The organism is Olivibacter sp. SA151 (assembly GCF_054130995.1).
In genome coordinates, this window is record NZ_CP096391.1 from 166,753 (window position 1) to 188,586 (window position 21,834).

22 protein-coding genes are annotated in these 21,834 nt (G+C 40.3%); 5 read left to right on the forward strand and 17 right to left on the reverse strand.

What is annotated here, in order from left to right; all coding sequences use genetic code 11:
• Positions 1-3 precede the first annotated feature (3 nt).
• Together M1D52_RS00625 and def are read left to right on the forward strand one after the other, a co-directional pair.
• On the forward strand, positions 4-1,236 hold the full coding sequence (locus tag M1D52_RS00625; RefSeq protein ID WP_437394015.1) for a M16 family metallopeptidase: 1,233 nt from the start codon (positions 4-6) through the stop codon (positions 1,234-1,236).
• A gap of 56 nt (positions 1,237-1,292) precedes the next feature.
• A complete protein-coding gene (def, locus tag M1D52_RS00630; protein WP_013664460.1) occupies positions 1,293-1,865 on the forward strand; it encodes a peptide deformylase in 573 nt (190 codons plus the stop codon).
• 2 nt (positions 1,866-1,867) lie between these two features.
• On the opposite strand, the gene M1D52_RS00635 is transcribed toward def, so the two are convergent.
• The 10 genes from M1D52_RS00635 to M1D52_RS00680 all read right to left on the reverse strand — a co-directional run bounded on the left by M1D52_RS00635 (position 1,868) and on the right by M1D52_RS00680 (position 10,054).
• On the reverse strand, positions 1,868-2,470 hold the full coding sequence (locus M1D52_RS00635; RefSeq protein ID WP_013664459.1) for a trimeric intracellular cation channel family protein: 603 nt from the start codon (positions 2,468-2,470) through the stop codon (positions 1,868-1,870).
• 40 nt (positions 2,471-2,510) lie between these two features.
• Entirely contained in the window at positions 2,511-3,152 is a 642-nt protein-coding gene (gene aat / locus M1D52_RS00640) for a leucyl/phenylalanyl-tRNA--protein transferase (RefSeq protein WP_289554162.1), read from the reverse strand.
• Positions 3,153-3,170: 18 nt separating this feature from the next.
• Positions 3,171-3,545 carry a 30S ribosome-binding factor RbfA gene (gene rbfA, locus M1D52_RS00645; protein ID WP_289554161.1) on the reverse strand — a complete coding sequence of 125 codons (375 nt, stop codon included), beginning with the start codon at positions 3,543-3,545 and terminating at the stop codon, positions 3,171-3,173.
• A 24-nt stretch (positions 3,546-3,569) separates the two neighbouring features.
• A complete protein-coding gene (gene hflX, locus M1D52_RS00650) occupies positions 3,570-4,772 on the reverse strand; it encodes a GTPase HflX (RefSeq protein WP_437361522.1) in 1,203 nt (400 codons plus the stop codon).
• 308 nt (positions 4,773-5,080) lie between these two features.
• Positions 5,081-7,192, reverse strand: coding sequence for an ATP-dependent DNA helicase RecG (gene recG / locus M1D52_RS00655; RefSeq protein ID WP_437394017.1), 2,112 nt, complete (start codon positions 7,190-7,192; stop codon positions 5,081-5,083).
• A 17-nt stretch (positions 7,193-7,209) separates the two neighbouring features.
• Complete coding sequence (locus M1D52_RS00660; RefSeq protein WP_437394018.1) at positions 7,210-7,590, reverse strand: RidA family protein; 381 nt, start codon at positions 7,588-7,590, stop codon at positions 7,210-7,212.
• An 11-nt stretch (positions 7,591-7,601) separates the two neighbouring features.
• Complete coding sequence (locus M1D52_RS00665; RefSeq protein WP_309010511.1) at positions 7,602-7,748, reverse strand: DUF6728 family protein; 147 nt, start codon at positions 7,746-7,748, stop codon at positions 7,602-7,604.
• Between the two features lie 95 nt (positions 7,749-7,843).
• The gene (locus M1D52_RS00670; RefSeq protein WP_437394019.1) at positions 7,844-9,232 is read right to left on the reverse strand and encodes an OmpA family protein; all 1,389 of its coding nucleotides are present in this window, start codon (positions 9,230-9,232) and stop codon (positions 7,844-7,846) included.
• A 306-nt stretch (positions 9,233-9,538) separates the two neighbouring features.
• The gene (locus tag M1D52_RS00675) at positions 9,539-9,733 is read right to left on the reverse strand and encodes a DUF6358 family protein (RefSeq protein ID WP_013664452.1); all 195 of its coding nucleotides are present in this window, start codon (positions 9,731-9,733) and stop codon (positions 9,539-9,541) included.
• 6 nt (positions 9,734-9,739) lie between these two features.
• The gene (locus M1D52_RS00680) at positions 9,740-10,054 is read right to left on the reverse strand and encodes a rhodanese-like domain-containing protein (protein WP_013664451.1); all 315 of its coding nucleotides are present in this window, start codon (positions 10,052-10,054) and stop codon (positions 9,740-9,742) included.
• Positions 10,055-10,251: 197 nt separating this feature from the next.
• Between M1D52_RS00680 and M1D52_RS00685 the strand changes: the two genes are divergently transcribed.
• Positions 10,252-11,577, forward strand: a complete 1,326-nt coding sequence (locus tag M1D52_RS00685) for a M20/M25/M40 family metallo-hydrolase (protein ID WP_437394020.1) — start codon at positions 10,252-10,254, stop codon at positions 11,575-11,577.
• Here the strand turns inward: M1D52_RS00685 and M1D52_RS00690 are convergent.
• From M1D52_RS00690 to pdhA, 4 genes are all read right to left on the reverse strand, one after another.
• Entirely contained in the window at positions 11,574-12,143 is a 570-nt protein-coding gene (locus M1D52_RS00690; RefSeq protein WP_437394021.1) for a hypothetical protein, read from the reverse strand. The genes M1D52_RS00685 and M1D52_RS00690 overlap by 4 nt on opposite strands.
• 82 nt (positions 12,144-12,225) lie before the next feature.
• The gene (pafA, locus tag M1D52_RS00695; RefSeq protein WP_437394022.1) at positions 12,226-13,884 is read right to left on the reverse strand and encodes an alkaline phosphatase PafA; all 1,659 of its coding nucleotides are present in this window, start codon (positions 13,882-13,884) and stop codon (positions 12,226-12,228) included.
• A 192-nt stretch (positions 13,885-14,076) separates the two neighbouring features.
• Positions 14,077-15,717, reverse strand: coding sequence for a pyruvate dehydrogenase complex dihydrolipoamide acetyltransferase (locus M1D52_RS00700; RefSeq protein WP_437394023.1), 1,641 nt, complete (start codon positions 15,715-15,717; stop codon positions 14,077-14,079).
• A 51-nt stretch (positions 15,718-15,768) separates the two neighbouring features.
• Complete coding sequence (gene pdhA, locus M1D52_RS00705) at positions 15,769-16,764, reverse strand: pyruvate dehydrogenase (acetyl-transferring) E1 component subunit alpha (protein ID WP_013664446.1); 996 nt, start codon at positions 16,762-16,764, stop codon at positions 15,769-15,771.
• A gap of 387 nt (positions 16,765-17,151) precedes the next feature.
• Here pdhA and M1D52_RS00710 point away from each other — a divergent pair, with 387 nt between their 5' ends.
• A complete protein-coding gene (locus M1D52_RS00710; protein ID WP_041387987.1) occupies positions 17,152-17,730 on the forward strand; it encodes a C40 family peptidase in 579 nt (192 codons plus the stop codon).
• A 188-nt stretch (positions 17,731-17,918) separates the two neighbouring features.
• Positions 17,919-18,434: a phosphoribosyltransferase family protein gene (locus M1D52_RS00715; RefSeq protein WP_013664444.1), complete on the forward strand. Its 516-nt coding sequence runs from the start codon at positions 17,919-17,921 to the stop codon at positions 18,432-18,434.
• A 79-nt stretch (positions 18,435-18,513) separates the two neighbouring features.
• Here M1D52_RS00715 and M1D52_RS00720 read toward each other — a convergent pair whose 3' ends face one another.
• From M1D52_RS00720 to M1D52_RS00730, 3 genes are all read right to left on the reverse strand, one after another.
• A complete protein-coding gene (locus M1D52_RS00720; protein ID WP_013664443.1) occupies positions 18,514-19,926 on the reverse strand; it encodes a LysM peptidoglycan-binding domain-containing protein in 1,413 nt (470 codons plus the stop codon).
• Positions 19,927-20,149: 223 nt separating this feature from the next.
• Entirely contained in the window at positions 20,150-20,338 is a 189-nt protein-coding gene (locus M1D52_RS00725) for a Sec-independent protein translocase subunit TatA/TatB (RefSeq protein ID WP_013664442.1), read from the reverse strand.
• Positions 20,339-20,490: 152 nt separating this feature from the next.
• Complete coding sequence (locus tag M1D52_RS00730) at positions 20,491-21,768, reverse strand: murein hydrolase activator EnvC family protein (RefSeq protein ID WP_041387128.1); 1,278 nt, start codon at positions 21,766-21,768, stop codon at positions 20,491-20,493.
• Positions 21,769-21,834: the final 66 nt, after the last annotated feature.

The following is a 21,834-nucleotide window of genomic DNA, read 5'->3' on the forward strand; positions in this document are numbered from 1 at the left end:
ACAATGGATCATCACATCATTCATTTATCGAACGGTATCCGCGTTCTTTTGAAGCCTGCAGATACGGTTGTATCCCATGCCTGTATTTTAGTCAACGCAGGAACACGCGATGAACGTCCTGAACAATACGGAATGGCTCACTTTATCGAGCACTTGTTGTTTAAACGCACGGAAAGACGAAATACAAATCAGATTCTGAATCGCCTTGAGCTCGTAGGGGCAGACCTTAATGCATACACAACCAAGGAATATACGTGCGTGCACGCATCTTTTTTAAAGGAACATTTGTCGCGCGTACTAGATCTTTTTGAAGATATTATTTTCCACTCCGTGTTTCCTGAATCAGAGATGGAAAAAGAGAAAAGCGTAATCCTGGACGAAATAGCATCTTACCAAGACAGCCCTGAGGACGCTATCGCAGACGATTTTGAAGATATGTTGTTCGATCAGCATGCTTTGGGCCATAATATCTTAGGAACCAGCGAATCACTGAAGGCGATAACCAGACAAGATATTTTCCAATTCTTGAAAGAAAATTATTGTACTGATCAAATTGTTTTAGCAATAACCGGGCAATATGATTGGAAGAAAATAAAAAAATTAACAGAAGGCATATTAAGCAATATTCCCGCAAATCTTTCTGCACGGGAGAGGAATATGACAATTAATTATAAGCCAATACAACGAAAAATTGTGAAACCAATTGTACAGGCGCACGTGAGTTTAGGAAATGTAGCCTATTCTTTACACGATGATCGTAAGATTGGCTTAATGGTATTAAACAATTTGCTCGGCGGAATGGGAATGAGTTCTAGGTTGAATCTCCAAATCCGTGAAAAATATGGAATAGCTTACACCATTGAATCCAATTATACGCCATACACGGATACCGGAATATTTTCCATTTACTATGGTACAGATGGAGACAAGGCCCATCAGGCTCAAAGGCTAGTCAATAAAGAGCTTAAAAAGCTACGCGATACCAAACTGGGAAGCTTACAACTCCATCAGGCTAAGCAAAAGTTTATCGGCCAGATTGCTTTAGGGGAGGAGAATCGGATGGGAGTGCTTATTTCGATGGCAAAAAATTTGCTAGACTATGGCAAGGTAAACACGCTGGAAGAAGTAGTAGAGCAAATAAATAGGGTGAGTGCGGAAGAGCTTCTGGCAATTGCAAATGAAGTATTCGAAGACACAAAACTTAGTGAGCTCGACTTTATTCCGGAGCAGGAATAGCTATATAGTGGCCTTTTACGTTTTGACTTTTGACTTTTTAATTTTTACTTTGCAACATGAAGTTACCCATAGTAGCATACGGAGATCCGGTATTAAAACGAAAAGCTATCGATATAGATAAAGATTATCCTGAACTGGAGAATCTAATAGCAAATATGTTCGAAACGATGTATGCTGCCCATGGTGTTGGTATAGCTGCACCGCAAGTCGGGCTTTCTATCCGACTCTTTGTCGTGGATGCGTCTCCTTTTGCAGAAGATGATGCCCCTGAATTGAAAGATTTTAAAAAAGTGTTCATAAATGCGCATATCGAAGAAGAAGAGGGAGAGAAGTGGGAGTTCAATGAAGGTTGCTTAAGTATCCCTGATATTAGAGAAGATGTAAGTAGGCACTCCATTATACATATAAGGTATTTTGATGAAAATTGGGTAGAACACCGCGAAAAATATGATGGCCTTGCCGCCAGGGTTATTCAGCACGAGTACGACCATATTGAAGGTAAACTGTTCACTGATAGATTAAGCGTATTGCGTAAGGCGATGTTGAAGTCTAAACTGGACGCCATTTCAAAGGGCCATGTAAAAGTGGATTACAAAATGAAGTTTCCTGCTCTTAAAAAGAAACGCTAAACTTATCCGCCAATGATGGGCAAAGAAAGTTTGTAGCGTACAGAAATGATTCGGATAATAAAAATAAGCGAAGCACTTAGGAAAGCATTGAGGTTGTCGTCCATACCAAAACTTGATAAGACAATAAATGAAATAGCGCCCGATAGACAGGCGGTGGCATAAATTTCCCGCCTAAAGATAAGTGGTGTTTCATTCATTAAAGTGTCGCGCGTTACCCCACCCATTACCGCGGAAAACATACCCAATACAATAGCTGCGATCTCGCTGCTGTCTGCAGCAAGTGATTTCTGCAGACCGACAATGGTAAAAAAGCTGATACCCAAGGCATCAAACATAAACAAGGTCCTTCTCAGTTTACCAAGGTATCGGTGCGTTGTGATGGCGATAATAACACCAATCAAAATAGCTAGAAGGTAGTTTCCGTCGTCTACCCAAACGGGGCGTGTGTTCAAGAAAATATCCCGTAAACTACCGCCGCCAATAGCAGTGACAAAACCGGTAAAGGCAGCACCAAAGATATCTATCTTGTGATCAGCTGCCGTCATCGCTCCGGAAATAGCAAAGACTAATGCACCGATTAAGTCTATCTGATAAAGTAAGTCCACAAAGGCTATGTTTCTTTATTACTAAACTAGCTTTTAAATACTAAGTTTGCAATAGCTGATAATAGCTTTTCGCCGGAATTACTTTTGCTCCCATGGATCGGAGATGCTCGCTTTCTATCTGGCAGTCTATGAGTTCAAATCGATTGGAGGTGCAAAGTTCAATTAAGGCTAACTTACTGGCATTCGGTGCTAATGAAAACATGCTTTCGCCGCAAAAAACATGGTTTCTTTTTCCGCAGATAACCCCATATAAGCCGCCTACTAATTGTTCCTTTTTCCACACTTCCACTGACATGGCAAAGCCCTCTTGGTGCAAGTTAATATAGGCCGTTTGCATATCTTCCGTAATCCAGGTTCCCTGTTGGCCCTTTCTGGGGGTCAATGCACAGTGACGAATAACCTGTGCGAAAGCTGAATTATAAGTAATCCGATAGCTATTGCTGCGCAGTTCCTTACGCATGCTTTTGCTGATTCTTAAATCTTGTGGCAATAGTATAAAACGATTGGGGGGTGCATACCATAATATAGGTGTGCTTTCATCATACCAAGGGAAGATCCCTTGTGCATAAGCACATCGAAGGCGTTCTGTTTTAAGGTCGCCTCCGATTGCAAGTAAGCCATCCTCCTCGGCTAATAAGGGATCCGGAAACCAAAAATCCTCCTCGTTAAGTTGAAAAAGCATGTTTAGCTAATAGCTGGCCTAATCCTCTTGTCTCGGTTCTTTACTTATTTTTTCAAAAAGCTTATCCATCCGTTCCACATATTCGTTTGTATCATCTACAAAAAATTCAAGTTGAGGAACAATGCGAGCTTGGTTCTTAATACGACTTCCTAATTTATATCGGATTTCACCGGCATGACTTTTTATGTTCGCAATCGCCTCTTGTACGTTTTTCGCATTGAGAAAACTCAGGTAGATGCGAGCAATGGCCAAGTCAGGTGTCACCCTTACTCGTGTCACTGTCACCAGTGTATCAGGAGCCCATACCATCCCTTCCCTTTGAAATATATCAGCCAAATCTTGCTGGATTACACTAGCAAAACGTTGTTGTCTTTTACTCTCTGTTGATGCCATGTTTTCAATTTCTTTTATGAATGATTAATATAACAAATTATTGTACGGGTAGCGGGCTGTATGAATTTTGATTACCTTGTCGTATAAGAGCTGTCGGAATTCTTCAACGTTCTTTTTTTCTGTGGCAGAAATGAAAACGGCAGGGCTGCTGTGTTTAGCCATCCAACTGTTCTTAAAATCGTCAATAGTGATGTTTTTCTTCGCCTGCTCATCGCCGTTATCATCACGCGCTACTTCGGCAGGTTTGTAAGCGTCAATTTTGTTAAAAACGGTAATCACCGGTTTGTCTATTGCACCTAAATCTTTTAATGTCTCATTTACGGTATTAATGTGATCTTCAAAGTTCGGATGTGAGATATCAACCACGTGGACCAAAATATCAGCTTCACGAACTTCATCCAAGGTTGATTTGAAGCACTCCACTAAGTGATGTGGAAGTTTTCTGATAAATCCAACGGTATCGGATAGCAGAAATGGCAAGTTGTCGATAACAACCTTCCGAACAGTGGTATCCAGTGTGGCAAATAATTTATTCTCTGCAAAGACTTCCGATTTTGAGATCATATTCATGATCGTCGATTTGCCGACGTTCGTGTAACCAACTAATGCAACGCGAATTAGTTCACCTCTATTTTTCCGTTGGGTTTCGTTTTGCTTATCAATCTGCTTTAGCTTTTCTTTTAATAAAGAGATCTTGTTTAAAATCATCCGACGGTCGCTCTCAATCTGGGTTTCACCGGGTCCTCTCATTCCGATACCACCTTTCTGACGTTCCAAGTGGGTCCACATTCGTGTCAGGCGAGGAAGTAAATATTGCAATTGAGCAAGCTCGACTTGCGTCTTTGCTTGTGCCGTTTTTGCCCGATTGGCAAATATGTCCAGTATGAGATTGCTCCGATCCAGTATTTTAATCTTCAGTTCATTCTCGATGTTTCTTAGCTGAGAAGGGCTTAGTTCGTCATCAAATACAACTATATCTGCTTCCTCCGCGTTTACATATGCTTTAATTTCGTCTAATTTTCCACTGCCTACAAATGTAGCTCTGTCCGGCTTTTGCATCCGTTGTGTAAAAGTATTGATGGTCTCGCCTCCCGCGGTTTCGACAAGAAAAGCGAGTTCCTCGAGATATTCTTTTTCCTGATCTTCCGTTTCATTGGGTGTTATGATCCCCACTAAAACAGCTCGCTCAGGCTTTATTGCTGTGTCGTATATTTTTTTTATCGCCATAGTGTTCTTATGGAATTAAAATTACTAATAATAGTTCTATAACTTATGTTTATACGCAATTTTAACAATACATATAAACGTTCTTTCTTCATTGCTTTCAATGAAAGAATCGTGCCTGAAACATGGATGAATACGTTGAAATGATTTTTATCAGGAGGTGAAACCCATACCTATCAAAATACCGCATTTGCGCCCAGGTTCTTTTGGCAGCGATAATATGATATGGAAGGGATTACATAACTGATACTTATTATAGGGTGAAATGATTTACTGGTACAAAGATACGATTTTTGCTTTAAAAATACATGTTATGAAATTTTATCCCAACTTATTCCTTTACTTTGCACCAGAAGGTGATCGCGAAGTAACTGATTTTTCGGGTCTTCAAGCTTCGGATCTTGTTTAAAGATATTGATCACTAGATTTCTCGCCTCTTGCAGTAAAACCTGATCAGTGCTTAAATCGGCTAGTTTAAGATCTAATATACCACTTTGTTGTGTGCCGGCAATATCTCCCGGGCCTCTCAGCTTAAGATCGGTTTCTGCTATCTCGAAACCATCGTTCGTTTTAACCATAGTACTTAGTCTGAGTTTGCCCTCTGTACTTAGTTTGTTGGAAGACATCAGGATACAAAAGGACTGCTCTCCGCCTCGACCAACCCGACCACGTAGCTGATGCAATTGTGATAAGCCAAATCGCTCTGCATTTTCAATAATCATAACGGTAGCATTCGGCACGTTTACGCCAACTTCTATTACAGTAGTGGCAACCATAATCTGCGTTTCTCCTTTTACGAAACGCTGCATCTCAAAATCTTTATCTTTAGCGGGCATCTTCCCGTGGACAATGCTGATTTTGTATGTTGGAAGTGGAAATTCACGAGCGAGGTTTTCAATTCCTGCCTCCAAGTGCATTAGATCCAGTTTTTCGCTTTCTTTGATTAATGGATACACGACATATACTTGTCGTCCTTTAGCAATTTCATCCCGCATAAAGCCGAACATTCTTAATCGGCTACTTTCGAATAAATGAAGCGTTTTGATGGGCTTCCTACCAGCAGGGAGCTCATCAATCACAGATACATCCAAATCTCCATAGAGCGTCATGGCCAAGGTACGGGGTATAGGAGTCGCCGTCATAACAAGCATGTGCGGAGGTATTTGATTTTTGCGCCATAATTTGGCCCTTTGTTCAACACCAAATCGATGTTGTTCGTCAATCACGACAAGCCCTAAATTCTTAAATTGTACGGTATCTTCAATAAGCGCATGGGTACCAACCAATATGTCTAAAGATCCGTCTAGTAGGTTTTCGTGAAGAATTTTCCGCTCCTTTTTCGGCGTCGATCCACTTAACAGTTTAATGGAAACAGGTAAGTCGCCAATTAAAGAAATTAAACCGTTAAAATGCTGTTGAGCAAGAATCTCGGTAGGGGCCATCATACAAGCCTGACAGCCATTGTCGACAGCCAACAACATAGTCATGAGTGCTACCACCGTTTTTCCACTGCCCACATCTCCTTGTAAGAGGCGATTCATTTGCGCTCCCGTATGCGTGTCATGCCGAATTTCTTTAATTACCCTTTTCTGTGCGTTTGTTAGCGGAAATGGTAGGTGCTCTTGATAGAAGGCGTTGAAATTACTTCCAACTTTATCGAATACATGGCCTTTGAACTTATGGGTCTGAAGCAGCTTGTTTTTTAACAATTTCAATTGTATAAAGAATAGTTCTTCAAACTTTAAACGTCTTTCAGCTGCCTTTAATTCCTCTACACTGGACGGGAAATGAATATGGGTGATCGCTTCTGCTTTTGAGATCAGATGCTGTTCTTTTAGCAGGTAAGATGGCAGGTTTTCCTCCATTTTTTTTGAAGCCCAAGCAACTAGCCCTTCTTGCAGTCGTTGAATCCCCTTTGTATCTAAAAAGAATTGCTTTAGTTTTTCGGTTGACCGATAAACAGGTTGTAAACTTGGATTACCTACGTTTTTATTAGCCGCATTATATAGCTCCATCTCCGGGTGTGTCATAGCGAATTGGCCATTAAAAAGGGTAGGTTTTCCAAATATGATATATACCGATCCGATTTTCAGACTCTTTTCCAGCCAACGGATGCTCTGAAACCAGACAAGCTCCATTAGTCCGGTTTCATCTTTAAATTGCGCAACCAGTCGTTTTCCTCTTTTCTGTCCTATCTGTTCTACGGCTGTTAATCTACCGAGAATTTGGACTGATGGCATGTCCGGATGTAGATCCTTTATCTTATAATATTTCGTTCGGTCGATATAACGGAAAGGGTAATAGTGTACAAGATCGCCAAAAGTATATATTGCCAGTTCCTTTTTGAGCAAATCTGCCTTTTGTGGACCGACACCTTTTAAGTATTCTATTGGTGTATGTAAACCATATTCAATCACAGGCATTCGTACCGACTTTGCAACTAGGCTCTCCAGGCAATACAAGAAATTTCAACATCCACTTCTTTAGGGAGCCCTTTTACGGCAATCGTTTCCCGTGCCGGGGCATTCTCCGTAAAGTATTCACCATAAACTTCATTGACTATATTGAAGTTAGCCATATCTGTTAGGAAAATACTCGTTTTAACCACATCTGCAAAAGAATAACCCGCTTCCTGCAGAATAGCATGTAGATTTTCCAGCACTTGTTTGGTTTGTCCCGCGATACTGTCTAGAACTAAATTGCCCGATTCGGGAGATAAGGCTATTTGTCCGGATATATAGAGTGTATTGCCTGCTTTAACCGCTTGATTGTACGGACCAATTGGGGCAGGGGCGTTGTTTGTATTAATGATTTCTTTCATTTGATCTAGCATTAATTGAGGAAAAACCAGTCGATCAATTTATATAGAACTCCAAGTAGAAAGAGAACAATAGCTATTTTATTGATAGCATGCATTACCTTCAAATTGAAACTCTTTTTGGAGTTATTCTCTTGGTTCTTCTTCGGGAAAAAGTACATGTTACGAAATTAGCCCAGAACGATGAGAATTCAAAGAAAAAACCCTCGGAACATTGTCCCGAGGGTTTCTATAATAACCTGCTTAATAGACAGGATTATTTTTTGAATTGTACGTTACGGTTCAACTGACGACCTTCTTCAGTAGCATTAGATGCAACTGGTTTAGTTTCGCCGTTACTTACCACATTGATTTGTGATGCAGCAACACCAGAGTTAACTAAGTAATTTTTAACAGAGTTAGCACGGTCTAAACCTAACTGGTAGTTGTACTCAGTTGTTCCTTCTTCAGAAGCATTACCTTCTAAAGTAAGTGTAGCACCGCTAGCACGTAAGTCAGAAGATACTTGATCTAAAGTTGGGTAAGAGCTGGTTTTCAATACAGAGCTATCAAATTCAAACTGAATGTTTGGATAAGAACCTGTTGAAAGAGCAGATGTATCAGGCTCAGGGAATTTAATTGGACATCCTGATCCATCAACTTGTGTACCGGCAGGAGTGTTAGGGCATTTGTCGAATTTATCGGCAACACCATCACCATCTGAGTCAGTGCTTAACGCTTGAACAGTTGATTCAAGAGCGCTTACACGTTGTTTCAAAGCATCAACTTCGTTTCTCAATTCCGGATCTTTCAACTCATCGTAAAGAGTAGCTACAGGATTAGCCCAAGTCAAATCTTGTTTGTCTTTGCTTCCTAATGAGAACTCTAAACCAGCATGGGTGTAAGAGAATTTGTCGTTACTAGTTCTGCCTTGTACCGGACCAAATAAGCTCTTGGTATCAACAAAGTTCATGGTGTAGCCTAAATCTAACGCTACACGATCAGATAACTTGAATTTCAAACCTAAACCAACTGGAACAAATGCTTCACGAGTGTAATCTCTGTCGCCTTTTAATTCACGGTCGCCAGCGCTTTCACCCCAGTTACCTTTGTTATCCCATGCAGTACCGGTTCCGTCATTGTTCGTATAACCAACTGGATTGAATGCCATCAAACCATAACCTACACTTGCATAGAAGTTAACCGAATTTTCTCTTCTTAAGAAATCGATTGTAGCAAATTGGAATACACCGTTTAAGCTAACTGCATATTGAACATCAGTTTCTGCTGATTGTGCGTTGATACCATTAACATTATCCCAAGTAGGTAATACCTCAGGGGCTTGTCCTTCTGCATTATGTGTAAAAATACGGCCTCTGTTTGCATCTAATTGCAAACCGAACCAGCTTGAGAACTGTTTACGGACATTGATGCCATAATATTCTCTTACAGGTGCTTCGAAAAGACCTACTTTTCTTCCATAAGCATTAGATCCTCCAATCAATACATTTGGAGTGGTTATACCGCCATTGATACCAATGGACCAAGTTCTGTATTGGCTTCTTCCGCCAAATACTTTAGCATCTTGTGCTTGAGCTGCCCCAGTGAAACCTAAGGCGGCAATCAAAGAGCAAGTAACTGCTTTTTTGATTGTAGAATAGTTCATACTTCGTTCTTTTAAAGGTTAAACAGTTTTAATTGTATAATTTGTATACAAAAATAGTTATTAGTTTTATTCATGCAACAATAGCAAATACTATTCCAAAAAAAAAGACGGGCTGAATTTGTTGTTGTTAGCCCTTTTTGAATATATATTGCACCATTTGTTGTTGTATAAACGCTTGTTTTAAAGAGTCTTGCGGCTGCCTCGGCTTGTTTAGATAATTATAGACAAACTGAAAAATGGCCGAAAAAAAATAGCAAAAAAATGTCTACTATTGCTACAATATTGACTCAAATATAGTACAAAAACTCATTTTTTGCCGTTTCTGATCAATTCTTTCACCCTTTTAGCCAGCTTAATCTTCAAGTATATAAGAGCCGCGATTCCCAAAACGCTCACCGCCATGATGCTATACTGTTTACCATTATAAGATGCAATGGTACAATACGCAAGTACAAGAATCCCAATATTTAGAAAAATATTATAAAGAATTTGTTTACCCATTTCTGTTTAATATACCTCCATATCCGGCTCAAAGGTGTCACGCCAGGCGAGAATGCCGCCTTCTAAGTTAGAAAGATTTGTATATCCCTCTTTTTCTAGCATTAGAATAGCCTGAGCGCTTCTCTTTCCGCTTCTGCAATGCACTACAACGGGTTTATCCTTGCTGATTTTATCTTTCTCGATTAAGACTTGAGCAAGTGGAATATTTTCGCCTTTCAGATTGGATGTTTCATATTCGAACTCCTCACGTACATCTATCAGTTGAAAATCTTCATTCCGATCAATCTTCTCCTTTAGCTCCTCGACGGTTATTTCTTTCATGATCTATCTTTTTAAGAATTAATACTTGTAATCGTCAAAGCTAGGGAATTTGTTTAACTTTATTACCAAACTTAGTTAAACTTTCTTGTATACAGGAATCGGTCTACCAGTAATTTGCTTGCCTATGATATTGATCGATCTAATGACAAGTGACATTTAGGTAATTTACTAAGGAGATTAAAATTATTGCAATATTTATGTATAAAACAACAACCCCTTTGAATAAGCTTTCCTTCGTTCTCTTTTTACTGTTGGGAGCTTGCGCCAGTCAGAAGAAAGAGCGTATTGTTAGTGTCGATCAACAAGAGGTCCATCGAATTATATCGACGTTAGCAGATGATCGATTGAAAGGCAGGGCCGTGTTTACTCCTGAAATAGAGGAAGCCGCAACTTTTATTGAAGGGGAATTCAAAAAGGCAGGGCTACAGCCATTGAAGGCAAATGGAAATGACTTTTTACAGCGCTTTCAGGCCACTCAAATAAAACCTTCTCTTTGTGAGATTTTGTTAGACGGAAAGGAGCTGGACAGTGACGCCGGTTTTGTTCTAAGCGACCAGGCGGGTCTTAACTGGAATACCGATCCGGAAGTGCGGATTTTGTCCATAAGTGCCAGCGACAACTTTCGAAAGAAATATAAGGAGATTTCACAGCAAGATATTAATGCCATCGTTTGTGTTGACGAGAGTTTTGTAAAGGAATTTAATTATTTGAAACAGCATGCTGATAACGGGAGAATCTTATTAAATACCGATCAGAAGAAAAAAGGTTCACTTGTTTTTGTACTGAGCAAGGAACAGCCTAAGTCCTTTCGAATTAACTATACGGGTACGGTGGAGAATAAGGGACTCGCTAATGTAGTTGGTGTGCTGCCCGGGAGATCAAAACCCAACGAGTTTGTTATCTTCTCGGGGCATTATGATCACATCGGTATCCTAAAACCGATTGGCCAGGATTCTATTGCAAATGGAGCCGACGATGATGCATCGGGAGTCACCGCGGTAATCAGTTTGGCAAATATTTTTGCCAAGCAAAAAGATAATGAACGAACATTGATCTTCGCTGCTTTTACAGCTGAGGAGTCGGGTGGTTATGGCTCACAATATTTTTCTAAACAGCTTAATCCGGATCATGTTGTGGCCATGATAAATATTGAGATGATTGGAAAGGATGCTAAGTTTGGGGCTAATTCCATGTATCTCACCGGCTTTGAGAAATCCGATTTGGGTAAGATTCTCCAGAGAAATGTGAAGGGGACGGGTTTTTCTTTTTATCCGGACCCTTATCCTGAACAGAACCTTTTTTATAGAAGTGATAACGCGACCTTGGCAGCGCTCGGCGTTCCCGCACATACAGTTTCTACGGTTCAAATAGATAAGGATAATTACTATCACACCGTGAAAGATGAATTAGAAACTTTAGATATTAAGAACATTGTTTCCTCTATTAATGCTGTTGCGTTAGGTGCGAGATCAATTATAGCAGGAAAGGACACGCCCACGAGGCTGGAGCCGTTAAAGAATTAAAGATCTTCTGCTATGAGCAGGTAGTCGGTTTGGAAATGAATTTCAAAGAAGCCGTCTGCTATGGTCTTGTATGCCTGATCGTGTTTTTTTTCCAACCCCTCTGTATGGAAAATAGCATCGCTGGCAAGTATGTAGACGTTTTCGCTCGCTGCCTTCCACTTTTTGAAACCAGGTTTAATCGCGAAGATTTTCTGCTTACCGTTGATAAAAACCAGGTTGATAAGAGAAGCGAATTGTTGGAATAGATCCATCGAAAAGTCTTGTGAGATGATATTGACTGCATGATACCCTTTTTCAACAAGATAATTTAATGCGTCTTTTTTAAAAGAGGAAGGGCTTCCGAAAAGCATGGTAACTCCATCTTGTTCGATCCTGTGCTCGTCATTTGTAATGACAACATCGATATGAATGTCGTTTCTCGATAGCCATTGCGCACTGTCTTTATTAGCGATAACTGTTGGTGCCCATTCCAATAACTGTCCAAGAAGTTCATAGCTTAGATCGGAAAAAAATTCCACTATTAAGGCAGGTTCCTGCTTCTCTTTTACTATATGGTGGGAGGACATATTAGTGGAATTAAAAAGTTCTATGATAAGACCGTTTTAAAGTCCGTAGAGATTCATTTCACGCTACGGACTTTTATAATATCTATTGATTTAGCACTTCTACAATCGGACTGCCTATACTTCCATTTGGCTCTTGAATATGTAAGAGACCAGCCACTGTAGCAGCGATATCTGTCATTTCAGTAATACGATTGGTCGCGCCGTGTTTGATTCCCCAACCCATCCATACCAAGGGTATATGCGAGTCGTAAGGATTCCAGTTGCCATGGGTCGTACCGGTAGACTTGGCTGATCCGCTATACCATTGTGGCTCAAGGACAATTTGAATCGCGCCGCTCCGCTTATAGTTATAACCGTTAATAATGCGTTCTTTTATTCGCGATGGTATAGCGGCTTCAGATACCTTGTCCATTTCTGCTACAAAAGCAACGCCCTCTAAATTCCGTAGGTATTTTACCGCTTCGTCACAAATTGCTTGCCGATCAAGATTTCTTTCATTGATAAGCGTGTTATTTAAATGAACCTGATAATTTGATAAGCTGATAACCAATTTGTCCGTATTAAACTTCGCTTTTAACTGTTCATTCAATCCTTGCTGTGCTGTTTTGGAATTGAAATACCCGCCATTACCTTGTTGGTCCATGAAGTACTGAGGATTATGGGCGGCACCATGGTCGGCCGTTAAAAATACAGTATATTGCCCTTGTCCAACGGTTTTATCGAGGTAACTAAAGAAGTCTTCCAAATCTTTATCAAGACGGAGGTAGTTGTCTTCAACCTCTATTGAGTTTACAGCGAATTGATGACCTATTTTATCGGGAGATGATATGCTGATTGCTAAAAAATCAGTAAAACCGCCGGGATTGTTTCCCAATTCTTCATTGTTAATAGCGGCTTTTGCCAAATCGAGTGTCAACGTATTTCCATAAGGTGTCGTAGCAACCAAGCCTATTCCATTTTCTTTAAGCAGTTGAGACGTTTTAACAGGAAAAGTTGGTGATTGAGTACCTTTAAACTTTCCTTCATACGGATTATTGTCTTCAATGCTCTGTTTATAGGTTTCAATAGGGTATAACGTATTCCAGTCTTGTTTTAAATACTTTTCCGCAAGTTTTTGTTTGTTGAAATCTTTCACCCATTTAGGCAAGTCAGTCATATAGTATGAGCTACTGATCCAGTCGCCACTACTGTCAAACCAATAAGCAGCATCAGCAAAATGGCCGGCTGGTAAAATAGCACCTCGATCTTTTATAGCAATTCCAATCACCTTAGAACGGAAATTGGAGGCTAATTTAAGTTCATCCGTTATGGTGGATGCCAGTAGGTTCCTTGGCGACATCTTGCCAGCTGGATTACCAACGGCCGTTCCTAATGGGGTAACCGTTTCATCTTCCGTGCAATACATGCTTTTTCCTGTAGCTTGTATGATAAAGTCGTTCCCGGCAATTCCGTGGATAGCAGGTGTTGTACCGGTGTAAACCGAGCTGTGTCCGATGGCGGTAACAGTCGGGATATAATTAATATAGGTGTTTTCGCAGGAAAAACCGTTGTTTAACATGCGTTTAAAGCCGCCTTCACCATAGCGGTCGTAATATCGATATAAGTAATCCCAGCGCATTTGGTCCACCATAATCCCTACTACCAATTTAGGTCGATCTACTTCTTTGGATGTTTTTTGTTGGGCTTGCGCACTGTATAAGCTGATACAACAGCATAAAATTAAGAGTCGTTTAAATATCATATTTCAATTACTGTTTGTTTGCCGCCAAAATCGTAAATAAAGTTTTGAATTAACAACTTTGCGTGTGATTTTTCTGTTATACTAGGTTCGAAAGAATGATAAAGGGATCGGTCCCGACCGGCAGGCTCATCATCGCTAAATGAAAAAAGGCATCTGCCTGTTCAGGAGATGCCTTTTTTCTATTTGAATTTTTTAAACTAATAATCGAACGGGTTCTTCTAGCAGTGATTTAACAGTCTGCAAGAAAGCGGCCCCTGTAGCACCGTCTACTACACGGTGGTCACAGCTTAAAGTAATCTTCATGATGTTACCTGGGACAACCGCACCGTTTTTAACCACCGGTACCTGTTGTATGCCGCCAATGGCTAATATACAAGAGTCAGGTGGATTAATGATGGCGGTAAATTCGTCGACGCCGAACATACCCAGATTAGAAACCGTAAAGGTAGAGCCTTCCCAGTCTTTCGGCTGTAGTTTTTTGGCTTTAGCACGTTGTGCAAAATCTTTCACTTCAGCCGATATATGTGATAATGTCTTTCCATCAGCGAAACGGACCACAGGAACTAATAAGCCTTCGTCCACGGCAATAGCGACACCAATATTAACGTGCTCATTATAGCGAATTTTATCGCCCAACCAAGAAGAGTTAACATTAGGATGTTGTTTTAGCGCAACGGCAACAGCTTTGATGACTAAATCGTTGAAAGACACCTTAACAGGAGCAACTTCGTTGATTTTATTCCGTGCGGAAATAGCGCTATCCATGTCAACTTTCACTGTTACATAGAAATGTGGAGCAGTAAATAAGCTTTCCGAAAGACGTTTAGCAATCGTTTTACGCATTTGAGTCACAGGCTTTTCGGTAAACCGCTCTTCTCCGATAAATTGCGGAATAGTAACAGACTTACTTTCGGCGCTTGGAGCAGCAGCCGGTGCTTCAGTCTTTTGTTTAGCAGCAGGCGTGAAGGATTCGACATCCTTTTTGATGATACGGCCATTCTCTGCCGAACCTTTCAGTTCATTTAAATCAATACCTTTTTCTTTCGCAATTTTTCGCGCTAAAGGAGAAGCTTTAACTCGGGACGAGTCAGAAGAAGTAACTTCTTTGCTTTCCGCTTGGCTTGGCTCGTTTGCTGCGCTAGTTGACGCTTCTTCTTTTTTAGGAGCTTCTTGTTTCTTCGGTTTACTGCTTTTCTGTTTAAGCAAAGGCGTTACATCGGTACCTTCTTTTCCTACAATGGCAATAATATCATTAACTTTTGCTGCCTGACCTTTTTCTACTCCGATGTACAGTAAGGTGCCTTCAGCATAAGCAGTAACTTCCATGGTTGCTTTGTCCGTTTCTACGTCGGCAATTACATCATCACTTTTAATCTTGTCGCCAACCTTGAAATGCCATTCTGCAATTACGCCTTCGGTCATTGTATCACTCAGCAATGGCATAGTGATTACCGTTGCACCTAATGATTCAGCACTTACTTCTTCACCTTCATCTTCTGTTTCTTCCTGTGCCGGAGCCTCTTCTTCTTTTTTATCTTCTTTAGTTGAAGGCGAAGCGTCGCCATTACCATTAAGTAATGCCTGATAATCTTCTCCTTCTTCTCCTAATACGGCAATTACAGCATCGATAGGAACTGCTTCGCCTTCCTTAGGACCTATATATAATAGTGTGCCTTCCTGATAGGATTCAAAATCCATGGTAGCCTTATCGGTTTCAACCTCAGCAATTAAATCTCCTGAGCTAACCTTATCGCCTACCTTTTTATGCCATTTTGCAATTACACCTTCTGTCATGGTGTCGCTCATTTTAGGCATTCGAACTACTTCAGCCATAATATTATCTGGGGTTTTTTATCTATTTAAATTATTAAGATTGCACTCTTGTTAATCCATAATATATGGATAATCGTTCTGCACATACACGTCTGTATATAGCTCTTCCGGGTTTGGATACTCAGATTCCTCAGCAAATTTAACCGCTTCATCAACAATACGTTTTACTTCGGCTTCCTCCTGATCAAACCATTGCTCATCGGCATACTTATTCTCTATAATGGCGTGCTTAACCGCGGCAATTGGATCGCGCTCTTTATATTGTTCTAATTCTTCTTTTGTACGGTATTTGGCAGGATCCGACATAGAGTGTCCCTTATAACGATAGGTGCGAATCTCCAAAAACGTTGGTCCTTCCCCTTTTCTGGCACGCTGAACGGCTTCGTCCATTGCATTATGAACTGCTACAACGTCCATACCATCAACCGGAGCGCTTGGCATATCAAAGCCTAAGCCCATTTTATAAATGTCAATCATGTTAGTCGTCCGCTTAACGGAAGTACCCATCGCATAACCGTTATTTTCGCAAACGAAGATTACCGGAAGCTTCCAAAGCATTGCCATATTAAAGGTCTCGTTTAAAGACCCTTGTCTTACAGCTCCGTCTCCCATGTAACAAACGCAAACATTATCTGTACCATTGTATTTTTCGGCAAAAGCAAGACCTGCACCTAATGGTATTTGTCCTCCTACGATACCATGGCCTCCCGCGAAATTGTTTTCCTTATCAAAAAAGTGCATTGATCCACCCTTTCCTTTCGAACAACCCGTTACTTTCCCGAATAACTCTGCCATAGCCGCATTGGCGCTCATGCCTTTGGCAAGGGCATGGGCATGGTCACGATAAGCAGTGATCATGGAGTCCTCTTTACGAAGAACTGACATGGCACCTGCAACAACGGCTTCCTGTCCAATATATAGATGGCAAAAGCCTCTTATTTTTTGTTGACCGTAAAGTTGACCTGCTTTTTCCTCAAACTTACGCATAAGTAACATCGACTTATACCACTCTAGATATGTTTCTTTTGTTATTGGTGTTGAACTCATCGCTTTATGTTCGTGTACTTAATTTACTGGAAGGCAAATCTAATCAATTGTTGCGATATTCACAGAATGTACGTGAGAGAAAGTGAATTATTATTTGTTTTTCTCCTCCTTTTTTTATTGGCCTGTATGGTATATAGTACACATGTCAAAAAAATGTTAAAATTGTGTTTGCTTTTTTTGACAAAATAAAAGTTTTCATTTAGATTTGCGACACACCTGTTTTAGTGCATGGATAAACTTTTACATTAAAAAACAACATTGTTAACCTTAAACGGATAGTCAATCAAGCCAATGGGGGATAAGAATGACCTTCCTGTAAGTAAATTAACGCAGATGAAAACTGCATGTGCTCATGCAAGCTTCATTAACTGGAAAAATTTTATTCAAATGAAAAAAACGCTTTTGGTAGTATGCATACTGCTAGGTGCTCTGTCACTAAACCTTCAGGCCCAAACCTTAACTGAAAAAAATAATTCACCCGAAGATCCGGATAATTTAGCCAAAGAGTATTTTTCTCAAATAATGGGGATTGCTGCTTCAGCAACCACCAATACAAAGCTTTATCAGTTTGTCTATGATTGGATTGGCACACCCTATCGATTAGGAGGTAAAACAAAAAAGGGCATTGATTGTTCCAAGTTTGCCTACGAGCTATACGAAAAGGTGTTTAATACGTCGATCGGAAATAATTCAAGAAATATTTATACACAAGTTGATCCCATCAACAAAAATGAACTGAAGCCTGGCGACCTGGTGTTCTTCAAAATAAGAAGTAGAAGTATTACACATGTTGGCGTTTATTTGGGTGACAGGAAATTTGCGCACGCTTCTACCAGCAGAGGCGTTATGATTAGCAATCTTGATGAAGCTTATTGGAAGCGCTATTATTTCAATGGCGGCCGTATGAGCTTGAAAGCACAGAATGAGAATGCGTCGGAAGAGGAAGACGTTCTTCATTTAAATTAGCAATCGATTTTTCTAGAATCAGTCGGCTTGGCCTAATTCCACTGTTAGTAGTTTTCTATTTAGTGATTGCTCATTGGCTTATCGCCTCAATTAGCCAAACGCGAGTTGGTGAGTGATGAACAAATGCGTATATCCATCCCTTTTACCTTAAAAAAAAAATTACTACTTTTATGCACAGGAATAATGCTATGGCAAGCGAAAAAATATTGATTTTAGACAAGGACCAGATTCAGAAAAAAATTACAAGAATTGCTTATCAGATTTTAGAAGATAACTTTGAAGAAAAAGAGATTGTTCTAGCGGGTGTTGCCGAAAGAGGATATGTTTTGGCCCGTCGCTTAAAAGAAGAACTAGCAAAAATTTCATTGGCGGTCGATGTCAAGCTTATCAACATTTCATTAAATAAAGTCAGTTCTACCCTGCAAGCAGAAACCGATATTTCGGTAAGTGAGGCGAAAGATAAAGTGGTAATATTGGTGGACGATGTATTGAATAGTGGGCGGACTTTAGCCTATGGTTTGGGTGTTTTTTTGAATGTTCCCTTAAAGAAGCTGAGAACGGCGGTTCTAATTGATAGAAGCCATCATAAATTCCCTGTTATAAGCGACTTCTCCGGGCACAAATTATCTACCATTCTTAATGAGCATGTTTCTGTGACGCTCGAAGGTTTTGAAAACGAACAGGACGCTGCGTACCTGCACTAGATGAGTGCCCTCGGTAGGGTTCCGCCAGCAGTTGAAGGACCCTGGCGTCAACCCTTAATGCATAAGCAATATTTTATTTTTAAAGGCTATTGATCTTTAAAGTCATCCCTGGTTTGATAGATGAGCCATTTAAATTGTTCATTGCTTTTATATTATTGACAGTGGCTCCTCTGTATTTTTGGGCGATTCCGGAAAGTGTATCTCCTCTTTTAACTTTATAGGTTACGTAATTAACGGATTTTCTTTCCAAGCTCGTTTTTTTCCCTGCTGCATAACCCGGTTCGGAGATCTTTAAACGCTGTCCCGGAACAATGGCATTTCTCCTCAACCTATTCCAAACCTTCAAGTCCTGTACCTCGACTTGATATTTATTGGCAATTGAGCTTAAGCTTTCACCTCTTCTTACGCGATGATAAATAGCTTTTCTATCGGTGTTAGATGCTGTAATAACTTTTGCAGGAGCATCGGTCGGTGTATTTAAAGCTGCATACAAGCTGGCATAGGCGGTTTTATCTACCGCAGGGACGACTAAACGCTTCGGAGCCTCCGGTGTACCATTGATGATGCTCTTTTTATAGGCCGGATTTAGCGTGATCAATTGGTTCAGGTCGAGGTTTAACGCCTCTGCAATGCCTGATAATGGAATAAACTTATCGATCAAAATGACGTCGGTACCTTTCTCCGCTGTAAGGGCAGATCCGCTCCCCGAGGGTGTTGCAATTCCTAATACTTCATAGTTGTTTAGCACGAAGGTCATGGCAATAAAGGCAGGCACATAATTACGTGTTTCCTGGGGAAGATATTTTCGCACGGTCCAAAAATCAGGTTTTTCAATACCTGATCGTTGTATCGCTCTGGCTACATTTCCTTTTCCGCAATTATAGGATGCTATTGCAAGTTGCCAATCGCCAAATTCGTTGTAAGCATCTTTTAGATAAGCCGCCGCTGCATAAGTCGCGGCATAGGGGTCTTTCCGTTCATCAACGTAGTTGTCTATATTTAAATTAAACGCTTTTGCCGTAGCAAACATAAATTGCCAAGGACCGGTTGCGCCCACCCTTGAGACCGCATGTGGATTTAAAGCTGATTCAATGATAGATAAATACTTTATTTCCTGTGGCAAATCCGTCTCTGCAAAGACTTTCTCGTAAATGGGAAAATAGTACTGCGCTAACTCAAGCATTTTAGAAAGGTGGTTTTTATAGCGCGGTGCCGTATAAGCATCTATATAAGATTGGACATAGCTATTGTACGTTAAGGGGATTACCTTTTGCAAAGTGTCCAGTTGCTTTTTTATATTTTGAGGGGCGAGATACCAGGAGAGATCGTGAGGGTGGGAATTTTTCCTGAGTGTAGAATCTTCGCTAGATAGAACATTCGAAGAGGCACTTAATTTCGAAGGTTCGTCGGTATCTTTGCTTGTTGTTGCCTGCGTCAATTGAACGCAAAATAGCATACCTACGGCAAATGCCGAAAATCTTTTCAATATCATGTCTTATATTTAAGGCTGTTGATTATCAAATCAGTTCATTATTGCTAAATACGTTAACATATTTTGAGCCACGCTCAAAAGAGGTTTGATAATAATTTCTTAAACAACGTTTTAATCAGCTCACTTAGTATAGTAAGTTGATTTTTTTTTTGAAATAATAATAAAAAAAGCTGCTGCAACATGCTATATGTTACAACAGCTTATCCTTTATAAGAATGAGGGATTATTGTTTTTCCTCTTTAACTTCATCTTTCGTGGTTCCGGCTTGGCCTTCTTTAAATTCTCTCACACCGCGTCCTAATCCACGCATCAACTCAGGAATTTTCTTTCCACCAAATAATAATAACAAAGCAAGAACGATAATTGCTATTTCAGGCCCACCAATACCCAGTAACAAAATTGTGTTTAACATAACTCAATATTTAAAATCTTTATTCAATGACTACATTGTAGTTTTTATTCTTTCCTCAATATACGTAATCGTCTTACGTCCAGTTTACAAACTTATGTAAAAATGCTTAGATAAACAATTTTTTATCGTTTATCATTTCACCACTTGTATGGCTAATTTCCCGCTAACCAACTACTTGGGTTGATAGGCGAAGTTCCTTGCCACAGTTCAAAGTGTAAATCGGAAGTTCCTTCCGTCGCATCTACAGCTACTGTGCCAATTGTTTGTTTTACAGAAACCTTCTGATTTCTGGAAACACTGACCGTTTTCATGTTTTGATAGACAGTGAAGTAATTACCATGACGTATAATAACAGTATATTGATTTTGGAGTTGCACGATTGATGTTACAACACCATCAAATACGGCCCGTACGGCGGCACCTGCTGCTGTACGAATGGTTAAGCCGTTACTATTAACTTTAACACCTTTTCCATAAGTATATTGTCCGTAACCTTGCGTTACCGATCCCGAAGCTACCGGCCAGGGGAGTCGCCCACGATTACCTGTGAAATCTGCTGCTAATTTAGCCGCCTCTGGTGTTGACAAGAGCGCCTCTTTGTCGGTTTTTCTAGCGGTTGGCTCCGGAGCCTTCGCATTAGGGTTTTTCTTCGCCAACTCTGCTGCTCGTCGTCTTTCTTCTTCTTCTGCCCTTCGCCGAGCTTCTTCGATCTCTCTTCGGATAGCCGCCTGTATGGCACGTGCTAAACGCGCATCTTCCTGCTGCTTCTTATTCAGCTCTTGCTTATATTCTTTTTCCTTCTTGGTAAGATCGTTAAGCACTTTTGATTTAACAGATTTTTGGCCGTCGAGCGCTTGCTTCTCTTTTTCCTGGTCGCTCAGAAGTACTACTTTCTCCTTTTTATTATTCGCCAATTCGGCAATTTTTTGCTCAATACTTTTCTGCGTTTCCTCTATCTCCTTTGCTTGTTTTTTCCGGGAATCGCTGAATTGCTGAAGGTATTTAAGGCGCTTATACGCTTGATTAAAGTCGTTAGAAGCAAAAATGAACATCAATTTATTGTAAGCGCTCGAGTTGCGAAACGCAAACTGTACCATGGACGCATATCCTTTTTTGAGCTTCGCCAATTCATTCTGCAAGGAGCGGATCGTATTGGTATTTTTGGCTATCTGGCTCTCTATTAAATTGACTTCGCTATTAATCGTTTTGATTTTTTTCACCCGTAGGTTGATTTGGGCGTTAAGGGCATTTACCTGTTTGAGCGATAATGACTTGTCTTTTGATGTAGAACGTAAAGTTTGATTCAATAATTCTATTTCACGTGTAAGGGCCTCCCGCTGCTTTTTCAACTGTGCGCTCGACTGTGCCCAACTAGATAGGCCTATCCCCATAAATAACAGCAAACAGCATATTGACTTTATCCGAATCATTCTCTTCTTCAAATCATTGATGATGTATTACATTACATCGTTATTTTAACGTATTTATTGCCAACG

Excerpts from the sequence above, each read along its gene's own strand:
- M1D52_RS00625 (WP_437394015.1), top strand. The coding sequence starts at position 4 with ATGGATCATCACATCATTCATTTATCGAACGGTATCCGCGTTCTTTTG.
- def (WP_013664460.1), top strand. The coding sequence starts at position 1,293 with ATGAAGTTACCCATAGTAGCATACGGAGATCCGGTATTAAAACGAAAA.
- aat (WP_289554162.1), bottom strand. The coding sequence starts at position 3,152 with ATGCTTTTTCAACTTAACGAGGAGGATTTTTGGTTTCCGGATCCCTTA.
- rbfA (WP_289554161.1), bottom strand. The coding sequence starts at position 3,545 with ATGGCATCAACAGAGAGTAAAAGACAACAACGTTTTGCTAGTGTAATC.
- hflX (WP_437361522.1), bottom strand. The coding sequence starts at position 4,772 with ATGGCGATAAAAAAAATATACGACACAGCAATAAAGCCTGAGCGAGCT.
- recG (WP_437394017.1), bottom strand. The coding sequence starts at position 7,192 with ATGCCTGTGATTGAATATGGTTTACATACACCAATAGAATACTTAAAA.
- M1D52_RS00660 (WP_437394018.1), bottom strand. The coding sequence starts at position 7,590 with ATGAAAGAAATCATTAATACAAACAACGCCCCTGCCCCAATTGGTCCG.
- M1D52_RS00665 (WP_309010511.1), bottom strand. The coding sequence starts at position 7,748 with ATGTACTTTTTCCCGAAGAAGAACCAAGAGAATAACTCCAAAAAGAGT.
- M1D52_RS00670 (WP_437394019.1), bottom strand. The coding sequence starts at position 9,232 with ATGAACTATTCTACAATCAAAAAAGCAGTTACTTGCTCTTTGATTGCC.
- M1D52_RS00675 (WP_013664452.1), bottom strand. The coding sequence starts at position 9,733 with ATGGGTAAACAAATTCTTTATAATATTTTTCTAAATATTGGGATTCTT.
- M1D52_RS00680 (WP_013664451.1), bottom strand. The coding sequence starts at position 10,054 with ATGAAAGAAATAACCGTCGAGGAGCTAAAGGAGAAGATTGATCGGAAT.
- M1D52_RS00685 (WP_437394020.1), top strand. The coding sequence starts at position 10,252 with ATGTATAAAACAACAACCCCTTTGAATAAGCTTTCCTTCGTTCTCTTT.
- M1D52_RS00690 (WP_437394021.1), bottom strand. The coding sequence starts at position 12,143 with ATGTCCTCCCACCATATAGTAAAAGAGAAGCAGGAACCTGCCTTAATA.
- pafA (WP_437394022.1), bottom strand. The coding sequence starts at position 13,884 with ATGATATTTAAACGACTCTTAATTTTATGCTGTTGTATCAGCTTATAC.
- M1D52_RS00700 (WP_437394023.1), bottom strand. The coding sequence starts at position 15,717 with ATGGCTGAAGTAGTTCGAATGCCTAAAATGAGCGACACCATGACAGAA.
- pdhA (WP_013664446.1), bottom strand. The coding sequence starts at position 16,764 with ATGAGTTCAACACCAATAACAAAAGAAACATATCTAGAGTGGTATAAG.
- M1D52_RS00710 (WP_041387987.1), top strand. The coding sequence starts at position 17,152 with ATGAAAAAAACGCTTTTGGTAGTATGCATACTGCTAGGTGCTCTGTCA.
- M1D52_RS00715 (WP_013664444.1), top strand. The coding sequence starts at position 17,919 with ATGGCAAGCGAAAAAATATTGATTTTAGACAAGGACCAGATTCAGAAA.
- M1D52_RS00720 (WP_013664443.1), bottom strand. The coding sequence starts at position 19,926 with ATGATATTGAAAAGATTTTCGGCATTTGCCGTAGGTATGCTATTTTGC.
- M1D52_RS00725 (WP_013664442.1), bottom strand. The coding sequence starts at position 20,338 with ATGTTAAACACAATTTTGTTACTGGGTATTGGTGGGCCTGAAATAGCA.
- M1D52_RS00730 (WP_041387128.1), bottom strand. The coding sequence starts at position 21,768 with ATGATTCGGATAAAGTCAATATGCTGTTTGCTGTTATTTATGGGGATA.